The following is a 22,432-nucleotide window of genomic DNA, read 5'->3' as shown; positions in this document are numbered from 1 at the left end:
TCAGATGGCAAAGAGCAAGTTTGAACGTAATAAGCCCCACGTAAACATCGGCACCATTGGTCACGTTGACCATGGCAAGACCTCGCTGACGGCAGCGATCACCAAGTTCTTCGGTGAATTCAAGGCATACGACCAGATCGATGCTGCACCAGAAGAACGCGCTCGCGGTATCACCATTTCGACGGCTCACGTTGAATATGAAACTGCAAACCGTCACTATGCACACGTCGACTGCCCAGGCCACGCTGACTATGTTAAGAACATGATCACCGGCGCTGCACAGATGGACGGCGCGATCCTGGTTGTTTCGGCAGCTGACGGCCCGATGCCACAGACCCGTGAGCACATCCTGCTCGCTCGTCAGGTTGGCGTTCCTGCGATCGTCGTGTTCCTGAACAAGTGCGATCAGGTTGACGATGCTGAACTTCTCGAACTCGTAGAACTCGAAGTTCGTGAACTTCTGTCGAAGTACGACTTCCCAGGCGACGAAGTGCCAATCGTTAAGGGTTCGGCTCTTGCAGCTCTCGAAGATTCCTCGAAGGAACTCGGCGAAGACGCAATCCGCAACCTGATGGATGCAGTTGACTCGTACATCCCAACTCCAGAGCGTCCAATCGACCAGCCATTCCTGATGCCAATCGAAGACGTGTTCTCGATTTCGGGTCGTGGTACGGTTGTTACCGGTCGCGTTGAGCGCGGTATTGTTAAGGTTGGCGAAGAAGTCGAAATCGTCGGCATCAAGGCAACCGGCAAGACGACCGTTACCGGCGTTGAAATGTTCCGCAAGCTGCTCGATCAGGGCCAGGCTGGCGACAACATCGGCGCACTGGTTCGCGGCGTTGGTCGTGAAGACGTTGAACGTGGTCAGGTTCTCTGCAAGCCAGGTTCGGTTAAGCCACACACCAAGTTCAAGGCAGAAGCCTACATTCTGACCAAGGACGAAGGTGGTCGTCATACGCCATTCTTCACCAACTACCGTCCACAGTTCTACTTCCGTACGACTGACGTGACCGGTGTTGTTACCCTGCCAGAAGGCACGGAAATGGTTATGCCTGGCGATAACGTCACTGTAGACGTCACGCTGATCGTACCGATCGCGATGGAAGAGAAGCTCCGCTTCGCTATCCGTGAAGGTGGCCGCACCGTCGGTGCAGGCATCGTCGCTTCGATCATCGAGTAATTAGATTTGTGCAGGAGCGTCTCTCCGGAGGCGCTCCGCGTAACAAGGAACAGATGAAATGAACGGTCAAAACATCCGCATTCGCCTCAAGGCGTTTGATCATCGGATCCTTGACGCTTCGACGCGGGAAATCGTGTCGACTGCCAAGCGTACCGGTGCCAACGTGCGCGGACCGATCCCACTTCCAACGCGGATCGAAAAGTTCACAGTTAACCGGTCGCCGCACATCGACAAGAAGAGCCGCGAGCAGTTCGAGATGCGCACGCACAAGCGTCTTCTCGATATCGTTGACCCAACTCCACAGACTGTAGACGCGCTGATGAAGCTCGATCTGTCTGCCGGTGTTGATGTCGAGATCAAGCTTTAATCGGCTTGAGGACGGAAGGAACGAACCCGATGCGTTCAGGTGTTATTGCACAGAAGCTGGGCATGACCCGCGTCTATAACGACGCTGGCGAACATGTACCAGTGACAGTTCTCCGCATGGAAGACTGCCACGTGGTAGCTCAGCGTACAGTTGAAAAAAACGGTTATACGGCTGTTCAGCTTGGCGTTGGACTTGCCAAGGTAAAGAACACAACTAAGGCTCTGCGCGGTCATTTCGCGAAGGCTGAAGTTGAGCCTAAGGCGAAAGTAGCGGAATTCCGCGTTTCGCCGGATAACCTTCTCGAAGTAGGCTCGGAGATTCTTGCCGAGCATTTCGTCGCCGGCCAGAAGGTCGATGTGACGGGCACTTCTATCGGTAAAGGTTTTGCCGGTGTTATGAAGCGCCACAACTTTGCTGGTCATCGTGCTTCGCACGGTAACTCAGTTACCCACCGCGCTCACGGCTCGACCGGTCAGCGTCAGGATCCGGGTAAGGTGTTCAAGGGCAAGAAGATGGCTGGTCACATGGGTCAAACCCGCGTGACGACGCAGAACATCGAAGTTGTCTCTACAGATAGCGATCGTGGCCTTATTCTGGTTCGCGGCGCGGTTCCTGGCTCCAAGGGTGCCTGGATCCTCGTTCGTGATGCAGTCAAGGTTTCGCTGCCTGAGAATGCACCTAAGCCGGCTGCCCTGCGTTCAAGCGCAAACAATGCAGCTGCGGATGCAGTCGCGACTGAGGGAGCCGAATAATGGATCTCACGATTACAACTCTTGAAGGCAAGGATGCCGGCAAGGTCAAGCTGAACGAAGAAATCTTCGGCCTCGACCCACGCGACGACATTCTTCAGCGCGTCGTGCGCTGGCAGCTGGCTCGCCGCCAGCAGGGCTCTCATGATGCCAAGGGCCGCAGCGACATCAGCCGCACCGGTTCGAAGATGTACAAGCAGAAGGGTACGGGTCGCGCTCGTCACCATTCGGCTCGTGCACCGCAGTTCCGGGGCGGTGGTCAGGCTCACGGACCAGTAGTCCGTACGCATGATCATGATCTGCCAAAGAAGGTTCGCGCTCTCGGCTTGCGTCATGCTCTGTCGGCTAAGGCTAAGGCATCCGACCTGATCATCATCGATGATCTGGCTGCCTCTGAAGCCAAGACAAAGCAGCTTGTTTCGCAGTTCGCAAAGCTCGGTCTTGAGAATGCACTCCTCATCGGTGGTGCAGAGATCGACGTGAACTTCCAGCGCGCTGCTTCGAACATCCCGAACATCGATGTTCTGCCAGTACAGGGCATCAATGTTTACGACATCCTGCGTCGTGGCAAGCTCGTGCTTTCCAAGGCAGCTGTCGAAGCCCTCGAGGAGCGTTTTAAATGACCGATCTTCGCCATTATGACGTGATCGTCAGCCCAGTTATTACTGAGAAGTCGACCCTTGTTTCCGAACATAACCAGGTCGTCTTCAACGTAGCTCGCAAGGCGACGAAGCCGGAAATCAAGGCTGCAATCGAGGCGCTTTTTGGCGTCAAGGTAAAGGCCGTTAACACCACTGTGCGCAAAGGCAAGGTGAAGCGGTTCCGCGGCATTGTCGGGCGCCAGAGCGATGTCAAGAAAGCGATCGTTACTTTGGCTGAAGGCCAGAGCATCGACGTTTCGACAGGTCTCTGAGAGGCCATGGAGTAAAGACAATGGCACTCAAGCACTTTAATCCGACCACGCCAGGCCAGCGTCAGCTGGTCATCGTGGACCGTTCGGAACTCTACAAGGGCAAGCCGGTCAAGTCCCTGACCGAAGGTCTGTCCAAGAAGGGTGGCCGTAACAACACCGGTCGTATCACTGTTCGCTTTCAGGGCGGTGGTCACAAGCGTTCTTACCGTTTTGTTGACTTCAAGCGTCGTAAGCACGACGTCGTCGCTACGGTTGAACGCCTGGAATACGATCCAAACCGCACCGCGTTTATCGCGCTGATCCGCTATGAAGACGGCGAGCTGAGCTACATTCTGGCTCCGCAGCGTCTGGCAGCCGGCGACAAGGTCATTTCCGGCCAGTCCGTCGACGTTAAGCCAGGCAATGCAATGCCGCTTTCGTCGATGCCTGTTGGTACGATTATCCACAACGTGGAAATGAAGCCAGGCAAGGGCGGCCAGATTGCTCGTTCGGCTGGTGCATATGCACAGCTCGTCGGACGTGACCAGGGTATGGCTATCCTGCGTCTCAATTCTGGTGAACAGCGTCTGGTTCCAGGTGCATGTTTCGCAACGGTTGGCGCAGTTTCCAACCCAGAGCATAGCAACATCAATGACGGTAAGGCCGGTCGTTCGGTCTGGCGCGGTAAGCGTCCTCACGTTCGCGGTGTTGCAATGAACCCAGTTGACCACCCGCATGGTGGTGGTGAAGGCCGCACTTCCGGTGGTCGTCATCCGGTCACGCCTTGGGGCAAGCCTACGAAGGGTAAGAAGACCCGTTCGAATAAGGCGACCGATAAGTTCATCATGCGCTCGCGTCATCAGCGCAAGAAGTAAGAGAGGTAGTCTGAAGTGGCTCGTTCAGTTTGGAAAGGTCCGTTCGTCGATGGCTATCTTCTCAAGAAAGCTGAGAAGGTACGCGAGGGCGGTCGTAGTGAAGTCATCAAGATGTGGAGCCGTCGCTCCACTATCTTGCCGCAGTTCGTTGGCCTGACCTTCGGTGTTTATAACGGCAACAAGCATGTGCCGGTATCGATCTCCGAAGAAATGGTTGGACACAAGTTCGGTGAATTCGCGCCGACACGTACCTATTACGGTCACGGCGCGGACAAGAAGGCAAAGAGGAAGTAACGATGGGCAAGGCCAAGGCTCCCCGCCAGCTTAAGGATAACGAGGCGAAAGCCGTCGCCCGTACGCTTCGCGTCAGCCCGCAGAAGCTTAATCTTGTCGCGGCATTGATCCGCGGTAAGAAAGTAAATGCGGCACTTGCTGATCTGACGTTCTCGCGCAAGCGGATCGCGGAAACAGTGAAAAAGACGCTCGAATCGGCTATCGCCAACGCAGAGAACAATCATGATCTCGATGTTGACGCGCTGATCGTTGCTGAAGCTTATGTCGGCAAATCCATTGTCATGAAGCGTTTCCACGTTCGTGGACGTGGTAAGGCAAGCCGCATCGAAAAGCCGTTTTCGCATCTCACCATTGTTGTCCGCGAAGTTGCGGAAAAAGGGGAGGCCGCATAATGGGCCAGAAGATTAATCCAATCGGTCTTCGTCTCGGCATCAACCGCACCTGGGATTCGCGTTGGTACGCGAATACCGGTGAGTACGGCAAGCTTCTGCATGAAGACGTGAAGATTCGCGAATATCTTAAGAGCGAACTTAAGCAGGCTGCGATCTCCAAGATCGTAATCGAGCGTCCGCACAAGAAGTGCCGCGTGACGATTCACTCGGCTCGTCCGGGTATCATCATCGGCAAGAAGGGTGCAGACATCGAAAAGCTTCGCAAGAAGCTTTCCGAGATGACGAATTCCGATGCGTCGCTCAACATTGTTGAAGTTCGCAAGCCGGAAGTCGATGCTACGCTGATCGCTCAGTCGATCGCTCAGCAGCTCGAACGCCGTGTGGCATTCCGTCGCGCCATGAAGCGTGCTGTTCAGTCAGCAATGCGTCTGGGTGCGGAAGGTATTCGTATCAACTGCTCCGGCCGTCTGGGTGGCGCTGAAATCGCACGTATGGAATGGTACCGCGAAGGCCGCGTTCCTCTTCACACGCTGCGTGCTGATATCGACTACGGTACAGCAGAAGCGCAGACCGCTTACGGCATCTGCGGCGTGAAGGTTTGGGTATTCAAGGGCGAAATCCTTGAGCACGACCCAATGGCTTCTGAACGTCGTGCGGTTGAGGGTGACAATCAGGGTTCCCAGCAGAACCGCCGCCGCGAAAACGCTTAAAAAGCGGGCCGCGGGCGAGAAATTTGGAGTAGAGAACAATGATGCAGCCTAAGCGCACCAAGTTCCGTAAGCAGTTCAAGGGCCGTATTCACGGCAACTCGAAGGGCGGTACGGACCTTAATTTCGGTGCATTCGGTTTGAAGGCCGTTGAGCCTGACCGCGTCACAGCACGACAGATCGAAGCGGCTCGCCGCGCGATCACCCGTCACATGAAGCGTGCCGGTCGTGTATGGATCCGTATCTTCCCGGATCTGCCAGTAACATCGAAGCCTACCGAAGTCCGTATGGGTAAAGGTAAGGGTTCAGTTGACTACTGGGCATGCCGCGTAGCACCAGGTCGTATAATGTTTGAGCTTGACGGCGTACCCGAAGATGTGGCACGCGAAGCCCTGAGACTCGGCGCTGCAAAGTTGTCGGTCAAGACGCGCTTCATTCAGCGCATCGCAGAGTAAGAGAGGCAGTCATGAAAGCCGCAGACGTTCGGGCCAAAAGCCTCGATCAGATGAACGATGAGTTGGGCGCCCTGAAGAAAGAGCAGTTTAATCTGCGCTTTCAGAAGGCAACCGGCCAGCTCGAAAAAACCGCGCGCGTGAAGCAGGTTCGCCGTGACATTGCGCGTATTAAGACCATCGCCCGCCAGAAGGCGGCCGAAAGCAAGGCATAAGGAACAAGTATAATGCCTAAACGCGTTCTGCAGGGCGTTGTCGTCAGCGACAAAAACGATAAGACTGTTGTGGTTAAGGTTGAGCGTCGCTATTCGCACCCGCTCCTCCAGAAGACCGTTCGCCAGTCGAAGAAGTATAAGGCGCACGACGAAAACAACCAGTTCAAGATTGGTGATCAGGTTTCTATCGAAGAATCCAAGCCAATTTCGAAGGACAAACGCTGGGTCGTTCTTTCGAACGTAACAGCGGGCTAAATTACAAACACGCAGCTTAGGTAGGGCAGGAGCCCTTAACCAGCTGAAGGAAAAGAAGGCGGCCAGTCATGATTCAGATGCAAACAAACCTCGACGTGGCGGATAACTCCGGCGCACGTCGTGTCATGTGCATCAAGGTGCTGGGCGGCTCGAAGCGGCGTTATGCTTCCGTTGGCGACATCATTGTGGTGTCGATCAAGGAAGCTATTCCGCGCGGCCGCGTCAAAAAAGGTGACGTGATGAAGGCGGTGGTCGTACGGACCGCCAAGGACATCCGTCGCGCAGACGGTAGCGTTATTCGTTTCGATAATAACGCAGCTGTTCTCATCGATAACAAGAAAGAGCCTATCGGCACGCGTATCTTCGGACCGGTTCCGCGCGAACTTCGCGCAAAGAGCCACATGAAGATCATTTCGCTGGCTCCGGAAGTTCTGTAAGGAAGCAAGACGATGCAAAAGATTCGCAAAGGCGACAGCGTTGTCGTGCTGTCCGGTAAGGACAAGGGCCGTACAGGCGAAGTTCTTCAGGTTATGCCTAAGGACGACAAAGCCGTTGTTCGTGGCATTAATGTTGTGAAGCGTCATCAGCGCCAGACACAGACTCAGGAAGCCGGCATCATCTCGAAAGAGGCGCCGATTCATTTGTCGAACCTGGCAGTTGCTGATCCTAAGGACGGCAAGCCGACTCGCGTTGGTTTCCGCGTTGAGGACGGCAAGAAGGTTCGCGTCGCAAAGCGTTCGGGAGCAGTGATCTGATGGCTGAAGCTAAGGCACTTCCACGCTTCAAGAAAGTTTATCTGGATACGATCCGCAAGGCTCTTCTTGAAGAATTCAAATATGACAACGAGATGCAGATCCCACGCATCACCAAAGTTGTTCTCAATATGGGCGTCGGCGAAGCGACTTCTGATTCGAAGAAGCCAGCTGTTGCAGCAGAAGATCTGGGCTTGATTGCCGGTCAGAAGGCTGTCATTACTCGCGCCCGTAATTCGATCGCGACCTTCAAGTTGCGTGAAGACATGCCAATCGGTACGAAGGTAACTCTTCGTGCGGACCGCATGTACGAATTCCTTGATCGTCTGATCACGATTGCGCTTCCGCGCGTTCGAGATTTCCGCGGTCTGAATCCGAAGAGCTTTGATGGCCGCGGCAACTTCGCCATGGGTATTAAGGAACACATCGTGTTTCCAGAAATCAACTACGATAAAGTTGATCAGATCTGGGGCATGGACATCATCGTTTGCACGACCGCTAAGACGGATGATGAAGCCCGCGCTCTTCTGCGCGCCTTCAACTTCCCGTTCCGGCAGTAACGGCAAGCGTAGCGAGGTATATTAATATGGCCAAGACTAGCGCAGTCGAAAACAACAAGCGCCGCGAAAAGTTGGTTAAGCGTCATGCTGAAAAGCGTGCACGTCTGAAGGCGATCGTAATGGATCAGAGCCTTCCGCTGGATGAGCGTTTCCGCGCTACTATCCAGCTCGCCGAACTGCCGCGCAATTCTGCTAAGGTCCGTATTCGCAATCGTTGCGAAGTTTCGGGTCGCCCGCGTGGTTATTACCGTAAACTGAAGATGTCGCGTATTGCGCTTCGCCAGTTGGGTTCGCTTGGACAGATTCCAGGCATAGTTAAGTCGAGCTGGTAAGGAGTAGCATATGTCTGTGTCAGATCCTATCGGCGATATGCTGACCCGTATCCGCAACGCAGTTGGCCGCAAGAAGACCAAGGTTTCGACCCCGGCTTCGAAGCTGCGCGCTCGCGTACTGGATGTTCTTCAGTCTGAAGGTTACATCCGCGGATACACGCAGAGTGAATTCGTGAACGGCAAAGCCGAGATCGAAATCGAACTGAAGTATTATGAAGGCGTTCCAGTCATTCGTGAACTGACCCGCGTTTCGAAGCCTGGCCGTCGCGTTTACGTGTCGGTTAAGTCGATCCCGCAGGTTGCGAATGGCCTTGGCATCTCGATCCTGTCCACCCCTAAGGGTGTGATGGCTGATCATGAAGCTCGTGAACAAAACGTTGGTGGTGAGCTGCTCTGCCGCATCTTCTGATGCGGCCGACAGTGAACAGATAAAAGACAGGTATAAAAATGTCTCGTATCGGTAAAAAACCCGTGCCGGTCCCGGCGGGCGTGACCGCCAGCGTTGAAGGTCAGACCGTCAAGGCTAAGGGCGCGAAAGGCGAATTGTCTTTCGTAGTGCACGATGAAGTTCTGGTTAAGCTCGAAGACGGCGCTGTAAGCGTCGATCCTCGTGACCAGTCCAAAGAAGCTCGCTCCAAGTGGGGCATGTCGCGTTCGATGATCGTTAACATCTTCGAAGGCGTCGAAAAGGGCTTTGAAAAGAAGCTTGAGATTAGCGGCGTTGGTTACCGTGCTGCTATGCAGGGCAAGAATGTCCAGCTTTCGCTCGGCTTCAGCCACGAAGTGGTCTATGACGTGCCTGCTGGCATCACTGTTGCTGTTCCTAAGCCGACGGAAATCGTCGTCACTGGTATCGACAAGCAACAGGTCGGTCAGGTCGCGGCTGAGATCCGCGAATATCGCGGCCCCGAGCCTTACAAGGGCAAGGGCGTCAAGTATGCTGGCGAGAAGATCGTCCGCAAAGAAGGCAAGAAGAAGTAAGGGAAGCGCGTCATGGCATCGCCAAAAGAAACTTTGCAGCGTCGCGCTGCTCGTGTACGCCGTCAGGTCAAGGCTGTCGCAAACGGCCGTCCACGTCTCAGCGTACACCGCTCTTCCAAGAACATCTACGTTCAGGTTATCGACGACGTTCGCGGTGTTACCATCGCAGCTGCTTCGACCCTGGATGGCGACCTGAAGGGCAAGCTCAAGACCGGCGCCGACTCCGCAGCAGCAGCTGCAGTTGGCAAGCTGGTTGCAGAGCGTGCTAAGAAAGCAGGCGTCAGTGAAGTAGTGTTCGACCGTGGTGCATTCATTTACCACGGCCGTGTGAAGGCTCTCGCCGAAGCTGCCCGCGAAGGCGGACTTAGCTTCTAATAATTTTGTGCTTCCGGAAAAAAATAAAGGAATAGGATATGGCACAGAAAGAACGTAACCGCGAAGATCGCGGTCGTGAGGAGCGCGACAGCGAATTCGTTGACAAGCTCGTTCACATTAATCGCGTCGCCAAGGTTGTTAAGGGTGGCCGTCGTTTTGGTTTCGCTGCGCTCGTCGTAGTTGGCGACCAGAAGGGCCGCGTTGGCTTCGGTCATGGTAAGGCACGCGAAGTGCCTGAAGCGATCCGTAAGGCAACTGAAGCTGCTAAGCGCGACATGATTTTCGTTCCGCTTCGTTCGGGCCGTACTCTGCATCACGATGTGCAGGGCCGTCACGGCGCTGGCAAGGTTCTCCTCCGTGCAGCTCCTGCCGGTAAGGGTATCATTGCTGGTGGTCCAATGCGTGCAGTGTTCGAAACGCTTGGCGTTCAGGACGTTGTTGCTAAGTCGCTCGGCTCCTCGAACCCTTACAACATGGTTCGTGCAACCTTTGACGCTCTGAAGCATCAGATGCATCCAAAGGACATCGCTGCACAGCGCGGTATCAAGTACTCGACCCTTCAGGCTCGCCGCCATGATGTGGTCGGTTCGGAAGAATAGCCGATAGTTTGTGCCAGTCCGGTGCACAAACACCGGATACGCCATAGACAAGGGATTTGAGTGATGGCTGAGAAGAAGGGTAAGACGGTTACGGTCGAACAGATCGGAAGCCCTATCCGTCGTCCAGCCGAACAGCGTGCAACGCTGATCGGACTCGGACTTAACAAAATGCACCGCCGCCGCACACTGGAGGATACTCCTTCGGTTCGTGGTATGATCGCCAAGGTTCAGCATCTCGTCCGCGTTGTGGACGAGGCCTGATAACGCAGGGGATAGAGACATGAAACTCAACGATCTGCGTGATAAGCCAGGTTCAGTAAAGGCGCGTAAGCGCGTCGGCCGTGGTATCGGCTCCGGCACCGGTAAGACCGCTGGCCGCGGCGTCAAGGGACAGAAGTCCCGTTCTGGCGTAGCGATCAACGGCTTTGAAGGCGGCCAGATGCCAATCTACCGCCGTCTGCCTAAGCGCGGCTTCACCAACATCTTTGCAAAGAGCTTCAACGTTGTTTCGCTCGGCCGTGTTCAGGCTGCGATCGACGCTGGCAAGCTGGATGCAAAGGCAGTTGTGAATAGCGATTCGCTTAAGGCTGCTGGCGTGATTCGTCGCGCTCTGGACGGTGTTCGCGTTCTGGCGGACGGCGAACTGAAGGCAAAGGTAGCCTTCGAGGTTGCTGGTGCTTCCAAAGCTGCGATCGAAAAGATCGAAAAGGCCGGCGGTAGCGTAAAGCTTCCTGAAGCTGCTGCCGAATAAGGCATCGACATAAAAATAAAAAGCGGCGGCCCTTGTGCCGCCGCTTGCACATTTATGCCAATGCGCATATCTGGGTAGGGTCTTCTTGTCCGAAGGGATGCGAGTTGGAGAAACGCGCGTCGATGGGAGTGGGGGACCGGAGACTTTTCACCGGAGAAATTTAATGGCATCGGCTGCTGAACAGCTAGTTTCCAATCTCAATTTTTCGGCTTTCTCGAAAGCTGAAGAACTCAAGAAGCGCATCTGGTTCACACTGGGCGCTTTGCTGGTGTACCGTTTCGGCACCTATATTCCGCTGCCCGGCATCAATCCTGATGCGCTTGCGCAGGCTTTCCAGCAGCATAGCCAGGGTGTGCTCGGACTTTTCAATATGTTCGCCGGTGGTGCGGTTGGCCGTATGGCTATCTTCGCTCTTGGCATCATGCCGTACATTTCTGCCTCGATCATCGTGCAGCTTATGACGTCGGTTGTTCCGACGCTTGAAGCGCTGAAGAAAGAAGGCGAGTCGGGCCGCAAGATTATCAATCAGTACACCCGCTATGGTACGGTGCTTCTTGCAATCGTACAGGCTTATGCCATTTCAGTAGGTTTGCAGTCGGGTAACGGGATTGTCACCAATCCTGGACCGATGTTCCTGATTTCGTCGGTGATTACGCTTGTTGGCGGTACCATGTTCCTGATGTGGCTCGGTGAGCAGATCACTGCTCGCGGCATCGGTAACGGTATTTCGCTCATTATCTTCGCCGGCATTGTTGCAAACCTTCCACATGCTATTTCCGGTACGCTGGAACTGGGCCGTACTGGCGCTCTGTCGACCGGTCTGATCCTTGGCGTTATCGTTCTGGCTATCGCGCTGATCGCTATCATCGTTTTCGTTGAGCGTGCACAGCGTCGTCTTCTGATCCAGTATCCGAAGCGTCAGGTTGGCAATCGCATGTTCCAGGGCGATACTTCGCATCTGCCTCTCAAGCTCAACACGGCTGGCGTTATCCCTCCGATCTTCGCTTCGTCGCTGCTGCTTCTGCCTGCCACCGTTGCTGGCTTCGCAAATACAGCTGAAATGCCGGCCTGGGGTACAACTATTCTCAACGCTCTCGGTCATGGTCAGCCGCTTTACATGCTGTTCTATGCGGGCTTGATGGCATTCTTCTGCTTCTTCTACACGGCTATCGTGTTCAATCCCAAGGACACAGCTGACCAGCTTAAGAAGCACTCCGGCTTTATTCCGGGCATTCGTCCGGGTGAACGTACAGCTGAGTACATAGACTATGTGTTGACACGCATCACTGTTGTCGGCGCCATCTATATTGTGCTTGTCTGTCTTCTGCCGGAATTCCTGATTTCCGCGACCGGTGTACCATTCTATCTTGGCGGTACTTCGCTGTTGATCGTGGTCAGCGTAACGCTCGATACGGTTGCGCAAATTCAGGGACATCTTGTCGCTCATCAGTATGAAGGGCTGATCAAGAAGTCCAAACTCAGAGGTGGGAAACGTAATAAATGAGACTGATACTTCTTGGGCCGCCCGGAGCAGGTAAGGGGACGCAGGCTGGACTTCTTACCAAGAAGCATGGAATACCTCAGCTTTCGACTGGCGACATGCTGCGTGCAGCAGTCGCTCAGCAGAGCGAGATCGGGAAGCGCGCCAAGGCAGTGATGGATGCCGGGCAGCTGGTTTCTGATGAAATCGTCAACCAGATCGTTTCAGAGCGCATTGATGCGCCGGACTGCGCAAGCGGTTTCATTCTGGACGGTTATCCGCGTACTGTGCCTCAGGCGCAGGCACTCGGCGAAATGCTGGTTGGCAAAGGTCTCAAGCTTGATGCGGTTATCGAGCTTAAGGTTGACGAGAATGCATTGGTCAAGCGGATGGAAAGCCGCGTGGCTGAAACGATTGCCAAGGGTGGTCAGGTTCGTTCCGACGATAACCCGGAAGCCTTCCGTAAGCGTCTCGTCGAATATCGTGAGAAGACTTCGCCTCTTTCCAGCTATTACGCTGGAACCGGTGAACTTCGCGTCATCAATGGTATGGCTCCGGTTGAAGAAGTTACTGCCGAAATTGAGAGAATTCTCGTTCCGGCTTGAGGCTTGAAAAAGTCGTTTAAAAATTGCGGACAGGAAGACGTTTAGCGTTTTTCTGTCCGCTTCTCGCTTTCAAGAGTTGCTTTTAATGTCTGTGCAGTTGCTTTGGCAGCTTTACGGACAGTTAAGAGTTGACTTTTTCGGGCGATTCCGTCAAAGACTGCCCCACTTCAATTGGTTTGAATGGTCGGTTCTGGCGGAAATAGTAAGAGGCCGGGACCGGTCAAACAATGCTGTCTGGTTGATCGCATCTGCCAGATCGATTTTTATGTAACTCAAGGAGAACAGACGTGGCACGTATCGCTGGCGTCAACATCCCAACGAACAAGCGCGTAATCATTGCGCTTCAGTACATCCACGGGATTGGACCTAAATTTGCTCGTCAAATCGTAACGAAGGTCGGCATTGCTGACGATCGTCGCGTAAACCAGCTGTCGGATGCTGAAGTACTTCAGATCCGTGAAGCTATCGATGCTGAATACCGCGTCGAAGGTGACCTGCGTCGTGAAGTTTCCATGAACATCAAGCGTCTGATGGACCTTGGCTGCTACCGCGGTCTGCGTCATCGTCGTTCGCTGCCAGTTCGTGGTCAGCGCACGCATACCAATGCACGTACCCGTAAGGGTCCTGCAAAGGCTATCGCAGGTAAGAAGAAGTAACTTTCGGCAGAACCAATCGTTCTGCCGGGCTTGCCCGATAATCGGGTGGGTTCGGTGCTGGTCCTTATCAAAGGGCCGGTGGAGCCGCTGGAACTACGGCGGTGTCGAGATCGAGTTTTGAGAGGACTATCATGGCTAAGGAAGCCCAGCGTATTCGCCGTCGCGAGCGCAAAAACATCTCGTCGGGCGTTGCCCACGTTAATTCGACGTTCAACAACACCATGATCACCATCACGGATGCGCAGGGCAATGCGATTGCCTGGTCTTCTGCGGGTGCTCAGGGTTTCAAGGGTTCGCGTAAGTCGACCCCGTTTGCCGCACAGATCGCTGCTGAAGATTGCGCCAAGAAGGCTCAGGAACATGGCATGCGCTCCCTCGAAGTCGAGGTTTGCGGACCGGGTTCTGGTCGCGAATCTGCGCTGCGCGCCCTTCAGGCTGCCGGCTTTGTGATCACGTCGATCCGCGATGTTACGCCGATCCCGCACAACGGTTGCCGTCCGCGCAAGAAGCGCCGGGTCTAATTTCTTTTATATGCCGCATGAACCTCGGACTATGTGTCCGGGGTTCCTCTGCGGATCTTCACAAGATCGCTACGATTGGATGGTAGCGACGGTTGATAGAGGAAAATAAAATGATCCAGAAGAACTGGCAGGAACTGATTAAGCCGAACAAGGTGGATTTTATCACCAACGGCTCACGCACCCATGCAACCGTCGTTGCTGAACCGCTGGAACGCGGTTTCGGTCTGACGCTCGGTAACGCACTGCGTCGCGTGCTTCTGTCGTCGCTGCGCGGCGCTGCTGTAACCGCCATTCAGATCGATGGCGTTCTGCATGAATTCTCTTCCATTCCGGGCGTCCGCGAAGACACCACGGATATCGTTCTGAACGTCAAGGAAATCGCTATCCGTATGGAAGGCGAAGGCCCGAAGCGCATGGTTGTCCGTAAGGAAGGCCCTGGCGTTGTTACGGCTGGTGACATTCAGACTGTTGGCGATGTCGAGATCCTTAATCCGGATCACGTCATCTGCACGCTGGATGAAGGCGCTGAAATCCGCATGGAATTCACCGTCAACACCGGTAAGGGCTATGTGCCTGCCGACCGTAATCGTGCGGAAGATGCTCCAATCGGCCTTATTCCGGTTGATAGCCTTTATTCGCCGATCCGCAAGGTATCGTACAAGATCGAGAACACCCGTGAAGGTCAGGTTCTTGATTACGACAAGCTGACGCTCAACATCGAAACCAATGGTTCCGTGAGCGGTGAAGATGCAGTTGCTTATGCAGCTCGTATTCTTCAGGACCAGCTGGCGATCTTCGTCAACTTCGAAGAGCCACAGAAGGAAGCTCCGCAGGAACAGGTTGCGGAACTGGCTTTCAATCCGGCTCTGCTCAAGAAGGTGGACGAGCTCGAACTGTCGGTACGTTCGGCAAACTGCCTGAAGAACGACAACATCGTCTATATCGGCGATCTGATCCAGAAGACGGAAGCCGAGATGCTGCGGACTCCGAATTTCGGCCGCAAGTCGCTCAACGAGATCAAGGAAGTTCTGGCGTCGATGGGTCTCCATCTCGGTATGGAAATCCCAGCCTGGCCGCCTGAAAACATCGAAGACCTCGCTAAGCGCTACGAAGACCAATATTAAGACCGGACGTTTCCGGCAGAACTGAGTTAAAAGGAGAAGGCCATGCGCCACGGTAATGGACAGCGTAAGCTGAACCGCACTGCCTCGCATCGCAAGGCAATGTTCGCCAACATGGCGGCTTCGCTCATCGAGCACGAACAGATTGTGACCACGCTTCCTAAGGCTAAGGAAATCCGTCCAATCGTAGAAAAGCTTGTCACTCTCGGCAAGCGTGGTGACCTGCATGCACGTCGTCAGGCGATTTCCGCCATCCGCGACGTCAAGCTGGTTGCTAAGCTGTTCGATACGCTGGCTGCACGTTATGCAACCCGCAACGGCGGCTACATCCGCATCATGAAGGCAGGCTTCCGCACTGGCGATAATGCGCCACTCGCAGTTGTCGAATTCGTTGAACGCGATGTTGATGCCAAGGGCAAAGCTGACCGCGCACGCGTTGAAGCTGAAGCTGCTGCAGAAGCTGACGCAGCGTAATTTACGCTTCGCACTTATTGAAAAAGGGCTGCCTCGTGCGGCCCTTTTTTCGTTTGCAGATAGTTTTTATTGAATTGTTGCGAGGTTAGGAGAAGCGTGACGTAATTCATTACGAAGCTGTAATGCGCTTTGCCATATTCCAGCCCTTTATACTTGGCCTTGTTAGCTCCATATTGCCGATATTGGCTCCGAGGAATCGGATGCGAGATGAGGAAAACTGGAGTTTGCGAATGAATTGGCGGCGTTATGGAATTGCGGGTCTGCTTATCGCGTCGATCAGCACAGTCACTTTGCCTGCGATCGCGCAGGAAACAGCCGTTCCAGCTCAGGGCAAACAGATCCCTCTAAGCCGTGGCGATATGCAGCTTTCCTTCGCGCCTCTGGTGAAGGAAACAGCGCCTGCAGTCGTTAACGTCTACGCCGCGCGTCAGGTGCAGCAGCAGGCATCACCATTTGCAGGCGATCCGTTTTTTGAGCAGTTTTTCGGGAAGCAGTTTGGCGGCGGTGGCAAGTCGCGCACTGAGCAGTCGCTCGGTTCGGGCGTCATCGTTGATGCGTCTGGTATTGTTGTCACAAACAATCACGTCATTAAGGACGCCGACGAAATTAAGGTGGCGCTTTCAGATGGCCGCCAGTTCGAAAGCAAGGTGCTGCTGCGCGATGAAACGACCGATCTTGCGGTATTGAAGATCGACGCGAATGACAAATTCCCGGTTCTTTCGCTGGGTGATTCCGATGGTGTTGAAGTTGGCGATCTTGTGCTGGCTATCGGCAATCCGTTTGGGGTAGGCCAGACCGTTACCAACGGTATTGTTTCCGCCCAATCTCGTACGCAGGTTGGCGTTTCAGATTTTGACTTCTTCATTCAGACTGATGCCGCTATCAATCCCGGAAATTCGGGCGGCGGTCTGATCGACATGCGTGGACGCCTGATTGGTATCAATACCGCAATTTATTCCCGCTCAGGTGGATCTGTCGGTATCGGATTCGCTATTCCTTCCAATATGGTACGCGCCGTTGTTGATGCCGCATTGAGCGGGAGCACGAGCTTTGAACGTCCATTTATCGGTGCGACCTTCCAGAACATCACGCCTGACGTTGCTGAAGGTCTCGGCATGGATAAGTCCTTTGGCGTGCTGGTGACAGCCGTCACCAAGGGCGGTCCTGCCGAACAAGCTGGCTTGAAAGTTGGCGATGTGGTGCTTTCGGTACAGGGTGTCAGGGCCGATAATATCGATGTGCTCGGTTATCGTCTTTCGACAGCTGGCATCGGCAATACAGTGACGCTGGATATTGTGCGTAACGGCAAGGACAGCAAACTGCCTGTTAAGCTTGCAAAAGAGCCTGAAGCCAAGCCGCAACAGAAGCAGACCATAGAGGGTGACAATCCCTTTGCAGGTGCCGTGGTTGAAGAACTAACACCACAAACGGCTTCAAAAATGCGTCTGCGTGATGGGGCGCGGGGCGTTATTGTGACGGATGTCGTCGTTAATTCGCAGGCCGCACGACTCGGTTTGCGTCAACGTGATATTATCAGGGGTATCAATGGTAACCCGATCCGCACGATTAATGATCTGACTGCAGCGCTTAATGATGGCCGAGGTTTGGCCTGGAGACTGGAAGTTGAGCGTAATGGCGCGCTGATCCGACAGTTTGTTCGCTGACCTCATCGCCAAGCATTTAAAGTTGCATGTCGTTTCAGGCGGGACTATGCCTGAGACGACATCTGTTTTTCTGGCATTGAGCGAAGCGAAATGAGCGACCTTTTTTCAACTGCGGTTGATCCGAATGCGGACCGTAACAGGCCACTCGCTGATCGCTTGCGCCCGCGCCACCTTTCGGAAGTGACGGGGCAGGAACACCTGACAGGACCAGAAGGTGTGCTGACACGCATGATCGCGTCCGGATCGCTCGGCTCGATGATCTTCTGGGGCCCTCCGGGTACTGGCAAGACAACAGTTGCCAGGCTGCTTGCCGGAGAGACTGATTTGGCTTTCGAGCAAATTTCAGCGATTTTCTCCGGTGTTGCTGACCTCAAAAAGGTTTTTGAATCAGCGCGTGCACGACGCATGTCGGGTCGCCAAACACTGCTCTTTGTGGACGAGATTCATCGTTTCAATCGCGCGCAACAGGATAGTTTTCTGCCGGTAATGGAAGACGGCACGGTCATCCTGATTGGCGCTACGACAGAAAATCCTTCGTTTGAACTCAATGCCGCTTTGTTGTCGCGGGCGAGGGTGCTGACTTTTCATCCGCATAATGGCGAAAGCATCGCTACGCTTCTCACGCGTGCAGAAGAACAGGAAGCACGTCCGCTGCCGCTGGACGAAGAAGCACGAGCAAGCCTGGTTCGCATGGCCGATGGTGACGGTCGTGCCGCGCTAACACTTGCAGAAGAAGTATGGCGTGCAGCACGGCCTGACGAGGTGTTTGACGCTGCAAAGCTTCAGGATGTTGTTCAGCGTCGCGCGCCAGTTTATGACAAGGGACAAGACGGCCACTACAATCTGATTTCCGCTTTGCATAAATCGGTGCGGGGATCTGATCCTGATGCCGCTCTTTATTATCTCAGCCGCATGTTCGATGCCGGTGAAGATCCGCTCTATCTTGGGCGTCGCCTTGTCCGCATGGCGGTTGAAGATATTGGCCTGGCTGATCCACAAGCGCTTGTTATCTGCAATGCCGCGAAAGATGCCTATGATTATCTGGGTTCACCGGAGGGGGAACTGGCGCTTGCCCAAGCCTGCGTCTATCTCGCGACAGCACCCAAATCCAATGCGGTTTACATGGCTTATAAGGCTTCGATGCGTGCCGCCAAAGAGAATGGCTCATTGTTGCCGCCGAAGCACATTCTCAACGCGCCGACGAAGCTGATGAAGAATGAAGGCTATGGTGATGGTTATGCTTATGATCATGATCAACCTGACGCATTTTCGGGTCAGGATTACTTCCCGGAAGCCATGGGACGGCAGGTTTTCTATGATCCGCCGGAAAGAGGCTTTGAGCGCGATATTCGCAAGCGGCTTGATTATTGGTCACGCCTAAGGGCCGAACGTCAAACACGCCGTTGAACGGATGGTTCTTGTGTGACGTCAGAGTTGTGCTTCGATGCCCGCTTTATCGAGAACAGACCAGACCTTGCTGATTTTGTTGTCCGAAAACTCATAAAAGACGTTCTCGGAAAAACGGATATTCCTGCCATTTATGGGAAGGCCGAGAAATTGCCCGACAGGCGTGCAATCAAAATCTAATCTGCTTGCGACAACTGGTGGCTCAACAACCAACAATCCTATCTTAAACTGTAGATCTGGTATCTGTTGATAATCTCGAATGAGCATGTCGCGATATCCGTCAACGCCCAATCTCTGACCATTATGCTGAGCATCTTCAGCCACATAAAGCTTTAACGATGGCCAATCCTGAGCATTAAGACAGGATATATATGTTTCGTAAACTTCACGCAGCTTTTGCACATTCATGAAAGCTCCTCCGTTGTTCTATGCATGAACACACTCTGCATCAGACACGTTTTAACAGCGTTTTTGAGTTTAGTCACAATTCGGCCTTCATCCTGCGAGCCGCAGTCAATGTGTAGGCAATCAATGGTTGTATTCTGTGGCCGTCTAGAGATTGGTTTTACCAATGAATTCAAACGTTCAGCAACCAACGGAAGAGGCTGTAAACATTGTAGTAACCATAGTTAAATCAATGCCTTAGTTTAAGTCCTCTTTAATTTTTACAATTTATCAATTTTTGTAATTGCAATGAGGTTTCCCATGACGCGCGTTTTGCTTCTCGTCGCGCTCGTTATTCTTGGCGGCTGCGCGACTGCTCCACGACAGGTCAGCAATGTTTGCGCAGTCTTCGATCAACGCGACGGTTGGATAAATAATTGGCAGAAAGACGCGACCCGCGCTTCGCGCGAGTTCGGTGTGCCGGTCCATGTTCTAATGGCGACAATTTATACTGAATCCGGATTCCGCCCTTATGCTCGTCCACCGCGTACCAAGCTGCTTGGCTTTATCCCGTGGAAACGCGCCTCGAGCGCCTATGGCTATTCGCAGGCACTGAACGGAACCTGGGATCGCTATAAGCGTGAGACTGGCCGCTGGACCGCTTCTCGCAGCAACTTCGGCGACGCGATCCACTTCATCGGCTGGTATCACAATCAGAGCTATCAGAAGAATGGTATCAATCGGACTGACGCTTACAGTCTCTATCTCGCGTATTACTCGGGACATGGTGGATATTCCCGTGGAGTCTGGCGCGGCAATGCGACAGCGTTGAACGGTGCGAGACGCGCCCAATCCATGGCCAACCGTTACGCAACTCAGCTGCGTCAATGCGGGCGGATTGGCTAACGCGCGGCGATCAAATGTCGGCAAGCTGTTGTAAACAAGCCAAATTGCGTTCTAAAAGTCGCGGATGGGGATTTAAAAACACCATCCGGCCTTAATCGAAGCTATCATTCGCGACGAATCGACAATTGAGGATTACCAATACATGCTGAAGAAAATCGGGATTGCCCTAATTGGTGCCACATTTCTGGCAGGCTGCACCACCGATCCTTATACCGGTGAACAGAAGGTATCAAACACCGCCGGTGGCGCTGCAATCGGTGCCGCTGTTGGTGCGCTTGGCGGCCTCATGGTCGGCGGCTCCAGCCGCGCTCAGCGCAATGCAGTCCTGATCGGCGCCGGTATTGGTGCTTTGGGTGGCGGCGCAATCGGCAATTACATGGATCGTCAGGAATCCGAACTGCGCAATCAGCTGCAGGGCACTGGCGTTTCAGTTACGCGTAATGGCGACCAGATTATCCTGAATATGCCTTCAGCCATTACTTTCGATACGGATCAGGATCAGGTTAAGAGCCAGTTCTACCCAACGCTGAACTCGGTTGCGATCGTTCTGCGTAAGTTCAACCAGACTCTTGTCGACGTTCACGGCCACACCGACTCGACCGGTAGTGCTAGCTACAATCAAGGTCTCTCGCAGCGCCGTGCGTCGTCTGTTGCAAGCTATCTGGGTTCGCAGGGTATCGATCCACGTCGCTTTGCGGTTATCGGTTACGGTGCTAGCCAGCCAGTTGCGACCAATGCGACGCCGGATGGCCGCGCGCAGAACCGCCGGGTTGAAATTCAGATTTCGCCGCTTCGTGGCGCAAGCTGATAAATCAAGAATCAGTCAGATTCTTTTTCAGCGCAGTCCTTCGGAAGAAGGGCTGCGTTTTGTATTTTGCAGAATCGTGTATCAAAAACTTCAGTTTTTCTTAACTAATGCGTGGATAGCGATTCACATTTGTCATTTCTAATATTATAGAACAATAATAGAACAAAAAAATTATATCTATTTAAATCAATTGCTTGACTAGGTTGCTAAATTGGAACAAAACGGATACAAATAGATATTGGCGATGAGCCCTATGGGCTTCTAGCGATGCAAGAGGATGGTGTAAGATGTCTCAGAAATCATTGCGACTCGTTGAGGAAAATTCAGTGGACAAGACTAAGGCACTTGATGCGGCGCTGTCGCAAATTGAACGTGCGTTCGGCAAGGGCTCAATCATGCGGCTCGGTCAGAACGAGGTCGTCGATATTGAGACTGTGCCAACCGGCTCGCTTTCTCTCGATATCGCATTGGGCGTCGGCGGTCTGCCCAAGGGACGTATCGTAGAAATCTATGGCCCGGAAAGTTCGGGTAAAACCACTCTCGCACTGCATACGATTGCAGAAGCACAGAAGAAGGGTGGTATTTGCGCATTCGTGGATGCGGAACACGCACTTGATCCGGTATATGCCCGCAAGCTTGGCGTTGATCTTGAAAACCTGCTGATTTCTCAGCCTGATACTGGCGAACAAGCACTTGAAATCACGGATACGCTTGTGCGGTCCGGTGCTATCGATGTTCTGGTTGTCGACTCGGTTGCTGCTCTTACGCCGCGTGCTGAAATTGAAGGCGAAATGGGCGATTCTTTGCCGGGCCTTCAGGCGCGTCTGATGAGCCAGGCTCTGCGCAAGCTCACCGCTTCGATTTCGCGTTCGAACTGCATGGTCATCTTCATCAACCAGATTCGTATGAAGATCGGCGTTATGTTCGGTTCGCCTGAAACAACGACCGGCGGTAATGCACTGAAGTTCTATGCTTCTGTACGTCTTGATATTCGCCGTATTGGTTCGATCAAGGAACGTGACGAGGTCGTTGGTAACCAGACTCGCGTGAAGGTGGTCAAGAACAAGCTTGCCCCTCCATTCAAGCAGGTCGAGTTCGACATCATGTATGGTGCAGGTGTTTCCAAGACTGGTGAGCTGGTCGACCTTGGCGTTAAAGCCGGTGTGGTCGAGAAGTCCGGAGCATGGTTCTCCTATAATTCCCAGCGTCTCGGGCAGGGCCGCGAAAATGCCAAGCAGTACCTCAAGGATAATCCGGAAGTCGCGAAAGAAATCGAAACGACACTCCGTCAGAACGCCGGCTTGATCGCCGAGCAATTCCTTGAAGATGGTGGTCCGGAAGCGGATGACGGTCCAGACGCAGCCGAAGCATAAGTTTCCTGGCTCTATAATTTGACAAAAGCTCCGCACGAAAATGCGGAGCTTTTGTTTTTGAGCTGGGGCGCATCGCGTCAGGCATTACTCGCAGCATTTACGGTGAAGCCGAATTATTGGCTCTCCTATGGTTCAACACTGTTGCATAGATGCCGTTTTCTAGGTTTCCGGGTTAAATTGCTTTTATAGCGCACACTGCTTATCTGGACAGAAAAGCAGCACGCCGCTAAAAGCGGACAACCGAAACTCTACCTTACGGACTTTCCATTATCGGGTAGTCGAAGCGTGGCGGCAAAATGTGCCGT

The 22,432-nt window shown here is 53.7% G+C and carries 34 protein-coding genes; 33 read left to right on the top strand and 1 reads right to left on the bottom strand.

Annotation, left to right across the window (positions count from 1 at the left end):
* Nucleotides 1-4 precede the first annotated feature (4 nt).
* The 30 genes from tuf to KMS41_06035 all read left to right on the top strand — a co-directional run bounded on the left by tuf (nucleotide 5) and on the right by KMS41_06035 (nucleotide 18,656).
* Nucleotides 5-1,180 carry an elongation factor Tu gene (gene tuf, locus KMS41_06180; protein ID QWK76723.1) on the top strand — a complete coding sequence of 392 codons (1,176 nt, stop codon included), beginning with the start codon at nucleotides 5-7 and terminating at the stop codon, nucleotides 1,178-1,180.
* A 58-nt stretch (nucleotides 1,181-1,238) separates the two neighbouring features.
* Nucleotides 1,239-1,547: a 30S ribosomal protein S10 gene (gene rpsJ / locus KMS41_06175; GenBank protein ID QWK76722.1), complete on the top strand. Its 309-nt coding sequence runs from the start codon at nucleotides 1,239-1,241 to the stop codon at nucleotides 1,545-1,547.
* Nucleotides 1,548-1,576: 29 nt separating this feature from the next.
* Nucleotides 1,577-2,299 (top strand): 50S ribosomal protein L3, encoded by a 723-nt coding sequence (gene rplC / locus KMS41_06170; GenBank protein QWK76721.1) that lies wholly within the window; start codon nucleotides 1,577-1,579, stop codon nucleotides 2,297-2,299.
* The gene (gene rplD / locus KMS41_06165; protein ID QWK76720.1) at nucleotides 2,299-2,919 is read left to right on the top strand and encodes a 50S ribosomal protein L4; all 621 of its coding nucleotides are present in this window, start codon (nucleotides 2,299-2,301) and stop codon (nucleotides 2,917-2,919) included. Before rplC ends, rplD begins: the two co-directional genes overlap by 1 nt.
* Nucleotides 2,916-3,209, top strand: coding sequence for a 50S ribosomal protein L23 (locus KMS41_06160; protein ID QWK76719.1), 294 nt, complete (start codon nucleotides 2,916-2,918; stop codon nucleotides 3,207-3,209). Before rplD ends, KMS41_06160 begins: the two co-directional genes overlap by 4 nt.
* Nucleotides 3,210-3,229: 20 nt before the next feature.
* Nucleotides 3,230-4,063 carry a 50S ribosomal protein L2 gene (gene rplB, locus KMS41_06155; protein ID QWK76718.1) on the top strand — a complete coding sequence of 278 codons (834 nt, stop codon included), beginning with the start codon at nucleotides 3,230-3,232 and terminating at the stop codon, nucleotides 4,061-4,063.
* A gap of 15 nt (nucleotides 4,064-4,078) precedes the next feature.
* Complete coding sequence (gene rpsS, locus KMS41_06150; protein ID QWK76717.1) at nucleotides 4,079-4,357, top strand: 30S ribosomal protein S19; 279 nt, start codon at nucleotides 4,079-4,081, stop codon at nucleotides 4,355-4,357.
* Nucleotides 4,358-4,359: 2 nt separating this feature from the next.
* Entirely contained in the window at nucleotides 4,360-4,749 is a 390-nt protein-coding gene (gene rplV / locus KMS41_06145) for a 50S ribosomal protein L22 (GenBank protein QWK76716.1), read from the top strand.
* The gene (gene rpsC, locus KMS41_06140) at nucleotides 4,749-5,459 is read left to right on the top strand and encodes a 30S ribosomal protein S3 (GenBank protein ID QWK76715.1); all 711 of its coding nucleotides are present in this window, start codon (nucleotides 4,749-4,751) and stop codon (nucleotides 5,457-5,459) included. The genes rplV and rpsC overlap by 1 nt, the downstream gene beginning before the upstream one ends.
* Nucleotides 5,460-5,497: 38 nt before the next feature.
* The gene (gene rplP, locus KMS41_06135; GenBank protein ID QWK76714.1) at nucleotides 5,498-5,911 is read left to right on the top strand and encodes a 50S ribosomal protein L16; all 414 of its coding nucleotides are present in this window, start codon (nucleotides 5,498-5,500) and stop codon (nucleotides 5,909-5,911) included.
* A gap of 11 nt (nucleotides 5,912-5,922) precedes the next feature.
* Nucleotides 5,923-6,123, top strand: a complete 201-nt coding sequence (rpmC, locus tag KMS41_06130) for a 50S ribosomal protein L29 (protein ID QWK76713.1) — start codon at nucleotides 5,923-5,925, stop codon at nucleotides 6,121-6,123.
* A 12-nt stretch (nucleotides 6,124-6,135) separates the two neighbouring features.
* Entirely contained in the window at nucleotides 6,136-6,378 is a 243-nt protein-coding gene (rpsQ, locus tag KMS41_06125; protein QWK76712.1) for a 30S ribosomal protein S17, read from the top strand.
* Nucleotides 6,379-6,446: 68 nt separating this feature from the next.
* On the top strand, nucleotides 6,447-6,815 hold the full coding sequence (gene rplN, locus KMS41_06120; GenBank protein ID QWK76711.1) for a 50S ribosomal protein L14: 369 nt from the start codon (nucleotides 6,447-6,449) through the stop codon (nucleotides 6,813-6,815).
* A gap of 12 nt (nucleotides 6,816-6,827) precedes the next feature.
* Complete coding sequence (gene rplX / locus KMS41_06115) at nucleotides 6,828-7,133, top strand: 50S ribosomal protein L24 (GenBank protein QWK76710.1); 306 nt, start codon at nucleotides 6,828-6,830, stop codon at nucleotides 7,131-7,133.
* Entirely contained in the window at nucleotides 7,133-7,690 is a 558-nt protein-coding gene (gene rplE, locus KMS41_06110; GenBank protein QWK76709.1) for a 50S ribosomal protein L5, read from the top strand. The genes rplX and rplE overlap by 1 nt, the downstream gene beginning before the upstream one ends.
* Nucleotides 7,691-7,716: 26 nt before the next feature.
* A complete protein-coding gene (rpsN, locus tag KMS41_06105) occupies nucleotides 7,717-8,022 on the top strand; it encodes a 30S ribosomal protein S14 (GenBank protein QWK76708.1) in 306 nt (101 codons plus the stop codon).
* Nucleotides 8,023-8,032: 10 nt separating this feature from the next.
* On the top strand, nucleotides 8,033-8,431 hold the full coding sequence (gene rpsH / locus KMS41_06100; protein QWK76707.1) for a 30S ribosomal protein S8: 399 nt from the start codon (nucleotides 8,033-8,035) through the stop codon (nucleotides 8,429-8,431).
* Nucleotides 8,432-8,469: 38 nt separating this feature from the next.
* Complete coding sequence (rplF, locus tag KMS41_06095; protein ID QWK76706.1) at nucleotides 8,470-9,003, top strand: 50S ribosomal protein L6; 534 nt, start codon at nucleotides 8,470-8,472, stop codon at nucleotides 9,001-9,003.
* 12 nt (nucleotides 9,004-9,015) lie between these two features.
* Nucleotides 9,016-9,378, top strand: coding sequence for a 50S ribosomal protein L18 (gene rplR, locus KMS41_06090; protein QWK76705.1), 363 nt, complete (start codon nucleotides 9,016-9,018; stop codon nucleotides 9,376-9,378).
* A 38-nt stretch (nucleotides 9,379-9,416) separates the two neighbouring features.
* Nucleotides 9,417-9,977 carry a 30S ribosomal protein S5 gene (rpsE, locus tag KMS41_06085; protein ID QWK76704.1) on the top strand — a complete coding sequence of 187 codons (561 nt, stop codon included), beginning with the start codon at nucleotides 9,417-9,419 and terminating at the stop codon, nucleotides 9,975-9,977.
* Between the two features lie 63 nt (nucleotides 9,978-10,040).
* A complete protein-coding gene (rpmD, locus tag KMS41_06080) occupies nucleotides 10,041-10,238 on the top strand; it encodes a 50S ribosomal protein L30 (protein QWK76703.1) in 198 nt (65 codons plus the stop codon).
* Between the two features lie 19 nt (nucleotides 10,239-10,257).
* The gene (gene rplO / locus KMS41_06075) at nucleotides 10,258-10,728 is read left to right on the top strand and encodes a 50S ribosomal protein L15 (GenBank protein ID QWK76702.1); all 471 of its coding nucleotides are present in this window, start codon (nucleotides 10,258-10,260) and stop codon (nucleotides 10,726-10,728) included.
* A 163-nt stretch (nucleotides 10,729-10,891) separates the two neighbouring features.
* Nucleotides 10,892-12,232, top strand: coding sequence for a preprotein translocase subunit SecY (gene secY / locus KMS41_06070; protein ID QWK76701.1), 1,341 nt, complete (start codon nucleotides 10,892-10,894; stop codon nucleotides 12,230-12,232).
* On the top strand, nucleotides 12,229-12,813 hold the full coding sequence (locus KMS41_06065; protein ID QWK76700.1) for an adenylate kinase: 585 nt from the start codon (nucleotides 12,229-12,231) through the stop codon (nucleotides 12,811-12,813). The genes secY and KMS41_06065 overlap by 4 nt, the downstream gene beginning before the upstream one ends.
* A gap of 287 nt (nucleotides 12,814-13,100) precedes the next feature.
* Complete coding sequence (rpsM, locus tag KMS41_06060; GenBank protein QWK76699.1) at nucleotides 13,101-13,469, top strand: 30S ribosomal protein S13; 369 nt, start codon at nucleotides 13,101-13,103, stop codon at nucleotides 13,467-13,469.
* 131 nt (nucleotides 13,470-13,600) lie between these two features.
* Nucleotides 13,601-13,990, top strand: a complete 390-nt coding sequence (gene rpsK, locus KMS41_06055) for a 30S ribosomal protein S11 (protein ID QWK76698.1) — start codon at nucleotides 13,601-13,603, stop codon at nucleotides 13,988-13,990.
* Between the two features lie 110 nt (nucleotides 13,991-14,100).
* The gene (locus tag KMS41_06050; GenBank protein ID QWK76697.1) at nucleotides 14,101-15,114 is read left to right on the top strand and encodes a DNA-directed RNA polymerase subunit alpha; all 1,014 of its coding nucleotides are present in this window, start codon (nucleotides 14,101-14,103) and stop codon (nucleotides 15,112-15,114) included.
* A 42-nt stretch (nucleotides 15,115-15,156) separates the two neighbouring features.
* Complete coding sequence (gene rplQ, locus KMS41_06045; GenBank protein ID QWK76696.1) at nucleotides 15,157-15,585, top strand: 50S ribosomal protein L17; 429 nt, start codon at nucleotides 15,157-15,159, stop codon at nucleotides 15,583-15,585.
* Nucleotides 15,586-15,815: 230 nt separating this feature from the next.
* Nucleotides 15,816-17,249: a DegQ family serine endoprotease gene (locus KMS41_06040; protein ID QWK76695.1), complete on the top strand. Its 1,434-nt coding sequence runs from the start codon at nucleotides 15,816-15,818 to the stop codon at nucleotides 17,247-17,249.
* A 90-nt stretch (nucleotides 17,250-17,339) separates the two neighbouring features.
* On the top strand, nucleotides 17,340-18,656 hold the full coding sequence (locus KMS41_06035) for a replication-associated recombination protein A (GenBank protein QWK76694.1): 1,317 nt from the start codon (nucleotides 17,340-17,342) through the stop codon (nucleotides 18,654-18,656).
* 21 nt (nucleotides 18,657-18,677) lie between these two features.
* Here the strand turns inward: KMS41_06035 and KMS41_06030 are convergent, their stop codons facing one another.
* A complete protein-coding gene (locus tag KMS41_06030) occupies nucleotides 18,678-19,064 on the bottom strand; it encodes an ester cyclase (GenBank protein QWK76693.1) in 387 nt (128 codons plus the stop codon).
* 297 nt (nucleotides 19,065-19,361) lie between these two features.
* On the opposite strand from KMS41_06030, the gene KMS41_06025 reads away from it, so the two are divergent.
* The 3 genes from KMS41_06025 (at nucleotide 19,362) to recA (ending at nucleotide 22,127) form a co-directional block, all read left to right on the top strand.
* The gene (locus tag KMS41_06025; GenBank protein QWK76692.1) at nucleotides 19,362-19,946 is read left to right on the top strand and encodes a transglycosylase SLT domain-containing protein; all 585 of its coding nucleotides are present in this window, start codon (nucleotides 19,362-19,364) and stop codon (nucleotides 19,944-19,946) included.
* 142 nt (nucleotides 19,947-20,088) lie between these two features.
* Nucleotides 20,089-20,754, top strand: a complete 666-nt coding sequence (locus KMS41_06020) for an OmpA family protein (protein QWK76691.1) — start codon at nucleotides 20,089-20,091, stop codon at nucleotides 20,752-20,754.
* Between the two features lie 287 nt (nucleotides 20,755-21,041).
* Nucleotides 21,042-22,127, top strand: a complete 1,086-nt coding sequence (recA, locus tag KMS41_06015; protein ID QWK76690.1) for a recombinase RecA — start codon at nucleotides 21,042-21,044, stop codon at nucleotides 22,125-22,127.
* The last annotated feature ends 305 nt before the right edge of the window (nucleotides 22,128-22,432 follow it).

The organism is Ochrobactrum sp. BTU1 (genome assembly GCA_018798825.1).
Lineage (GTDB): Bacteria > Pseudomonadota > Alphaproteobacteria > Rhizobiales > Rhizobiaceae > Brucella.
The sequence above is the reverse complement of the archived record's forward strand: the minus strand, read 5'-3'. Positions and strand labels throughout refer to the sequence as shown.

What these genes read in the sequence shown, in the direction of transcription:
- tuf (QWK76723.1), top strand. Translation starts at nt 5, where the DNA reads ATGGCAAAGAGCAAGTTTGAACGTAATAAGCCCCACGTAAACATCGGC.
- rpsJ (QWK76722.1), top strand. Translation starts at nt 1,239, where the DNA reads ATGAACGGTCAAAACATCCGCATTCGCCTCAAGGCGTTTGATCATCGG.
- rplC (QWK76721.1), top strand. Translation starts at nt 1,577, where the DNA reads ATGCGTTCAGGTGTTATTGCACAGAAGCTGGGCATGACCCGCGTCTAT.
- rplD (QWK76720.1), top strand. Translation starts at nt 2,299, where the DNA reads ATGGATCTCACGATTACAACTCTTGAAGGCAAGGATGCCGGCAAGGTC.
- KMS41_06160 (QWK76719.1), top strand. Translation starts at nt 2,916, where the DNA reads ATGACCGATCTTCGCCATTATGACGTGATCGTCAGCCCAGTTATTACT.
- rplB (QWK76718.1), top strand. Translation starts at nt 3,230, where the DNA reads ATGGCACTCAAGCACTTTAATCCGACCACGCCAGGCCAGCGTCAGCTG.
- rplV (QWK76716.1), top strand. Translation starts at nt 4,360, where the DNA reads ATGGGCAAGGCCAAGGCTCCCCGCCAGCTTAAGGATAACGAGGCGAAA.
- rpsC (QWK76715.1), top strand. Translation starts at nt 4,749, where the DNA reads ATGGGCCAGAAGATTAATCCAATCGGTCTTCGTCTCGGCATCAACCGC.
- rplP (QWK76714.1), top strand. Translation starts at nt 5,498, where the DNA reads ATGATGCAGCCTAAGCGCACCAAGTTCCGTAAGCAGTTCAAGGGCCGT.
- rpmC (QWK76713.1), top strand. Translation starts at nt 5,923, where the DNA reads ATGAAAGCCGCAGACGTTCGGGCCAAAAGCCTCGATCAGATGAACGAT.
- rpsQ (QWK76712.1), top strand. Translation starts at nt 6,136, where the DNA reads ATGCCTAAACGCGTTCTGCAGGGCGTTGTCGTCAGCGACAAAAACGAT.
- rplN (QWK76711.1), top strand. Translation starts at nt 6,447, where the DNA reads ATGATTCAGATGCAAACAAACCTCGACGTGGCGGATAACTCCGGCGCA.
- rplX (QWK76710.1), top strand. Translation starts at nt 6,828, where the DNA reads ATGCAAAAGATTCGCAAAGGCGACAGCGTTGTCGTGCTGTCCGGTAAG.
- rplE (QWK76709.1), top strand. Translation starts at nt 7,133, where the DNA reads ATGGCTGAAGCTAAGGCACTTCCACGCTTCAAGAAAGTTTATCTGGAT.
- rpsN (QWK76708.1), top strand. Translation starts at nt 7,717, where the DNA reads ATGGCCAAGACTAGCGCAGTCGAAAACAACAAGCGCCGCGAAAAGTTG.
- rpsH (QWK76707.1), top strand. Translation starts at nt 8,033, where the DNA reads ATGTCTGTGTCAGATCCTATCGGCGATATGCTGACCCGTATCCGCAAC.
- rplF (QWK76706.1), top strand. Translation starts at nt 8,470, where the DNA reads ATGTCTCGTATCGGTAAAAAACCCGTGCCGGTCCCGGCGGGCGTGACC.
- rplR (QWK76705.1), top strand. Translation starts at nt 9,016, where the DNA reads ATGGCATCGCCAAAAGAAACTTTGCAGCGTCGCGCTGCTCGTGTACGC.
- rpsE (QWK76704.1), top strand. Translation starts at nt 9,417, where the DNA reads ATGGCACAGAAAGAACGTAACCGCGAAGATCGCGGTCGTGAGGAGCGC.
- rpmD (QWK76703.1), top strand. Translation starts at nt 10,041, where the DNA reads ATGGCTGAGAAGAAGGGTAAGACGGTTACGGTCGAACAGATCGGAAGC.
- rplO (QWK76702.1), top strand. Translation starts at nt 10,258, where the DNA reads ATGAAACTCAACGATCTGCGTGATAAGCCAGGTTCAGTAAAGGCGCGT.
- secY (QWK76701.1), top strand. Translation starts at nt 10,892, where the DNA reads ATGGCATCGGCTGCTGAACAGCTAGTTTCCAATCTCAATTTTTCGGCT.
- KMS41_06065 (QWK76700.1), top strand. Translation starts at nt 12,229, where the DNA reads ATGAGACTGATACTTCTTGGGCCGCCCGGAGCAGGTAAGGGGACGCAG.
- rpsK (QWK76698.1), top strand. Translation starts at nt 13,601, where the DNA reads ATGGCTAAGGAAGCCCAGCGTATTCGCCGTCGCGAGCGCAAAAACATC.
- KMS41_06050 (QWK76697.1), top strand. Translation starts at nt 14,101, where the DNA reads ATGATCCAGAAGAACTGGCAGGAACTGATTAAGCCGAACAAGGTGGAT.
- rplQ (QWK76696.1), top strand. Translation starts at nt 15,157, where the DNA reads ATGCGCCACGGTAATGGACAGCGTAAGCTGAACCGCACTGCCTCGCAT.
- KMS41_06040 (QWK76695.1), top strand. Translation starts at nt 15,816, where the DNA reads ATGAATTGGCGGCGTTATGGAATTGCGGGTCTGCTTATCGCGTCGATC.
- KMS41_06035 (QWK76694.1), top strand. Translation starts at nt 17,340, where the DNA reads ATGAGCGACCTTTTTTCAACTGCGGTTGATCCGAATGCGGACCGTAAC.
- KMS41_06030 (QWK76693.1), bottom strand. Translation starts at nt 19,064, where the DNA reads ATGAATGTGCAAAAGCTGCGTGAAGTTTACGAAACATATATATCCTGT.
- KMS41_06025 (QWK76692.1), top strand. Translation starts at nt 19,362, where the DNA reads ATGACGCGCGTTTTGCTTCTCGTCGCGCTCGTTATTCTTGGCGGCTGC.
- KMS41_06020 (QWK76691.1), top strand. Translation starts at nt 20,089, where the DNA reads ATGCTGAAGAAAATCGGGATTGCCCTAATTGGTGCCACATTTCTGGCA.
- recA (QWK76690.1), top strand. Translation starts at nt 21,042, where the DNA reads ATGTCTCAGAAATCATTGCGACTCGTTGAGGAAAATTCAGTGGACAAG.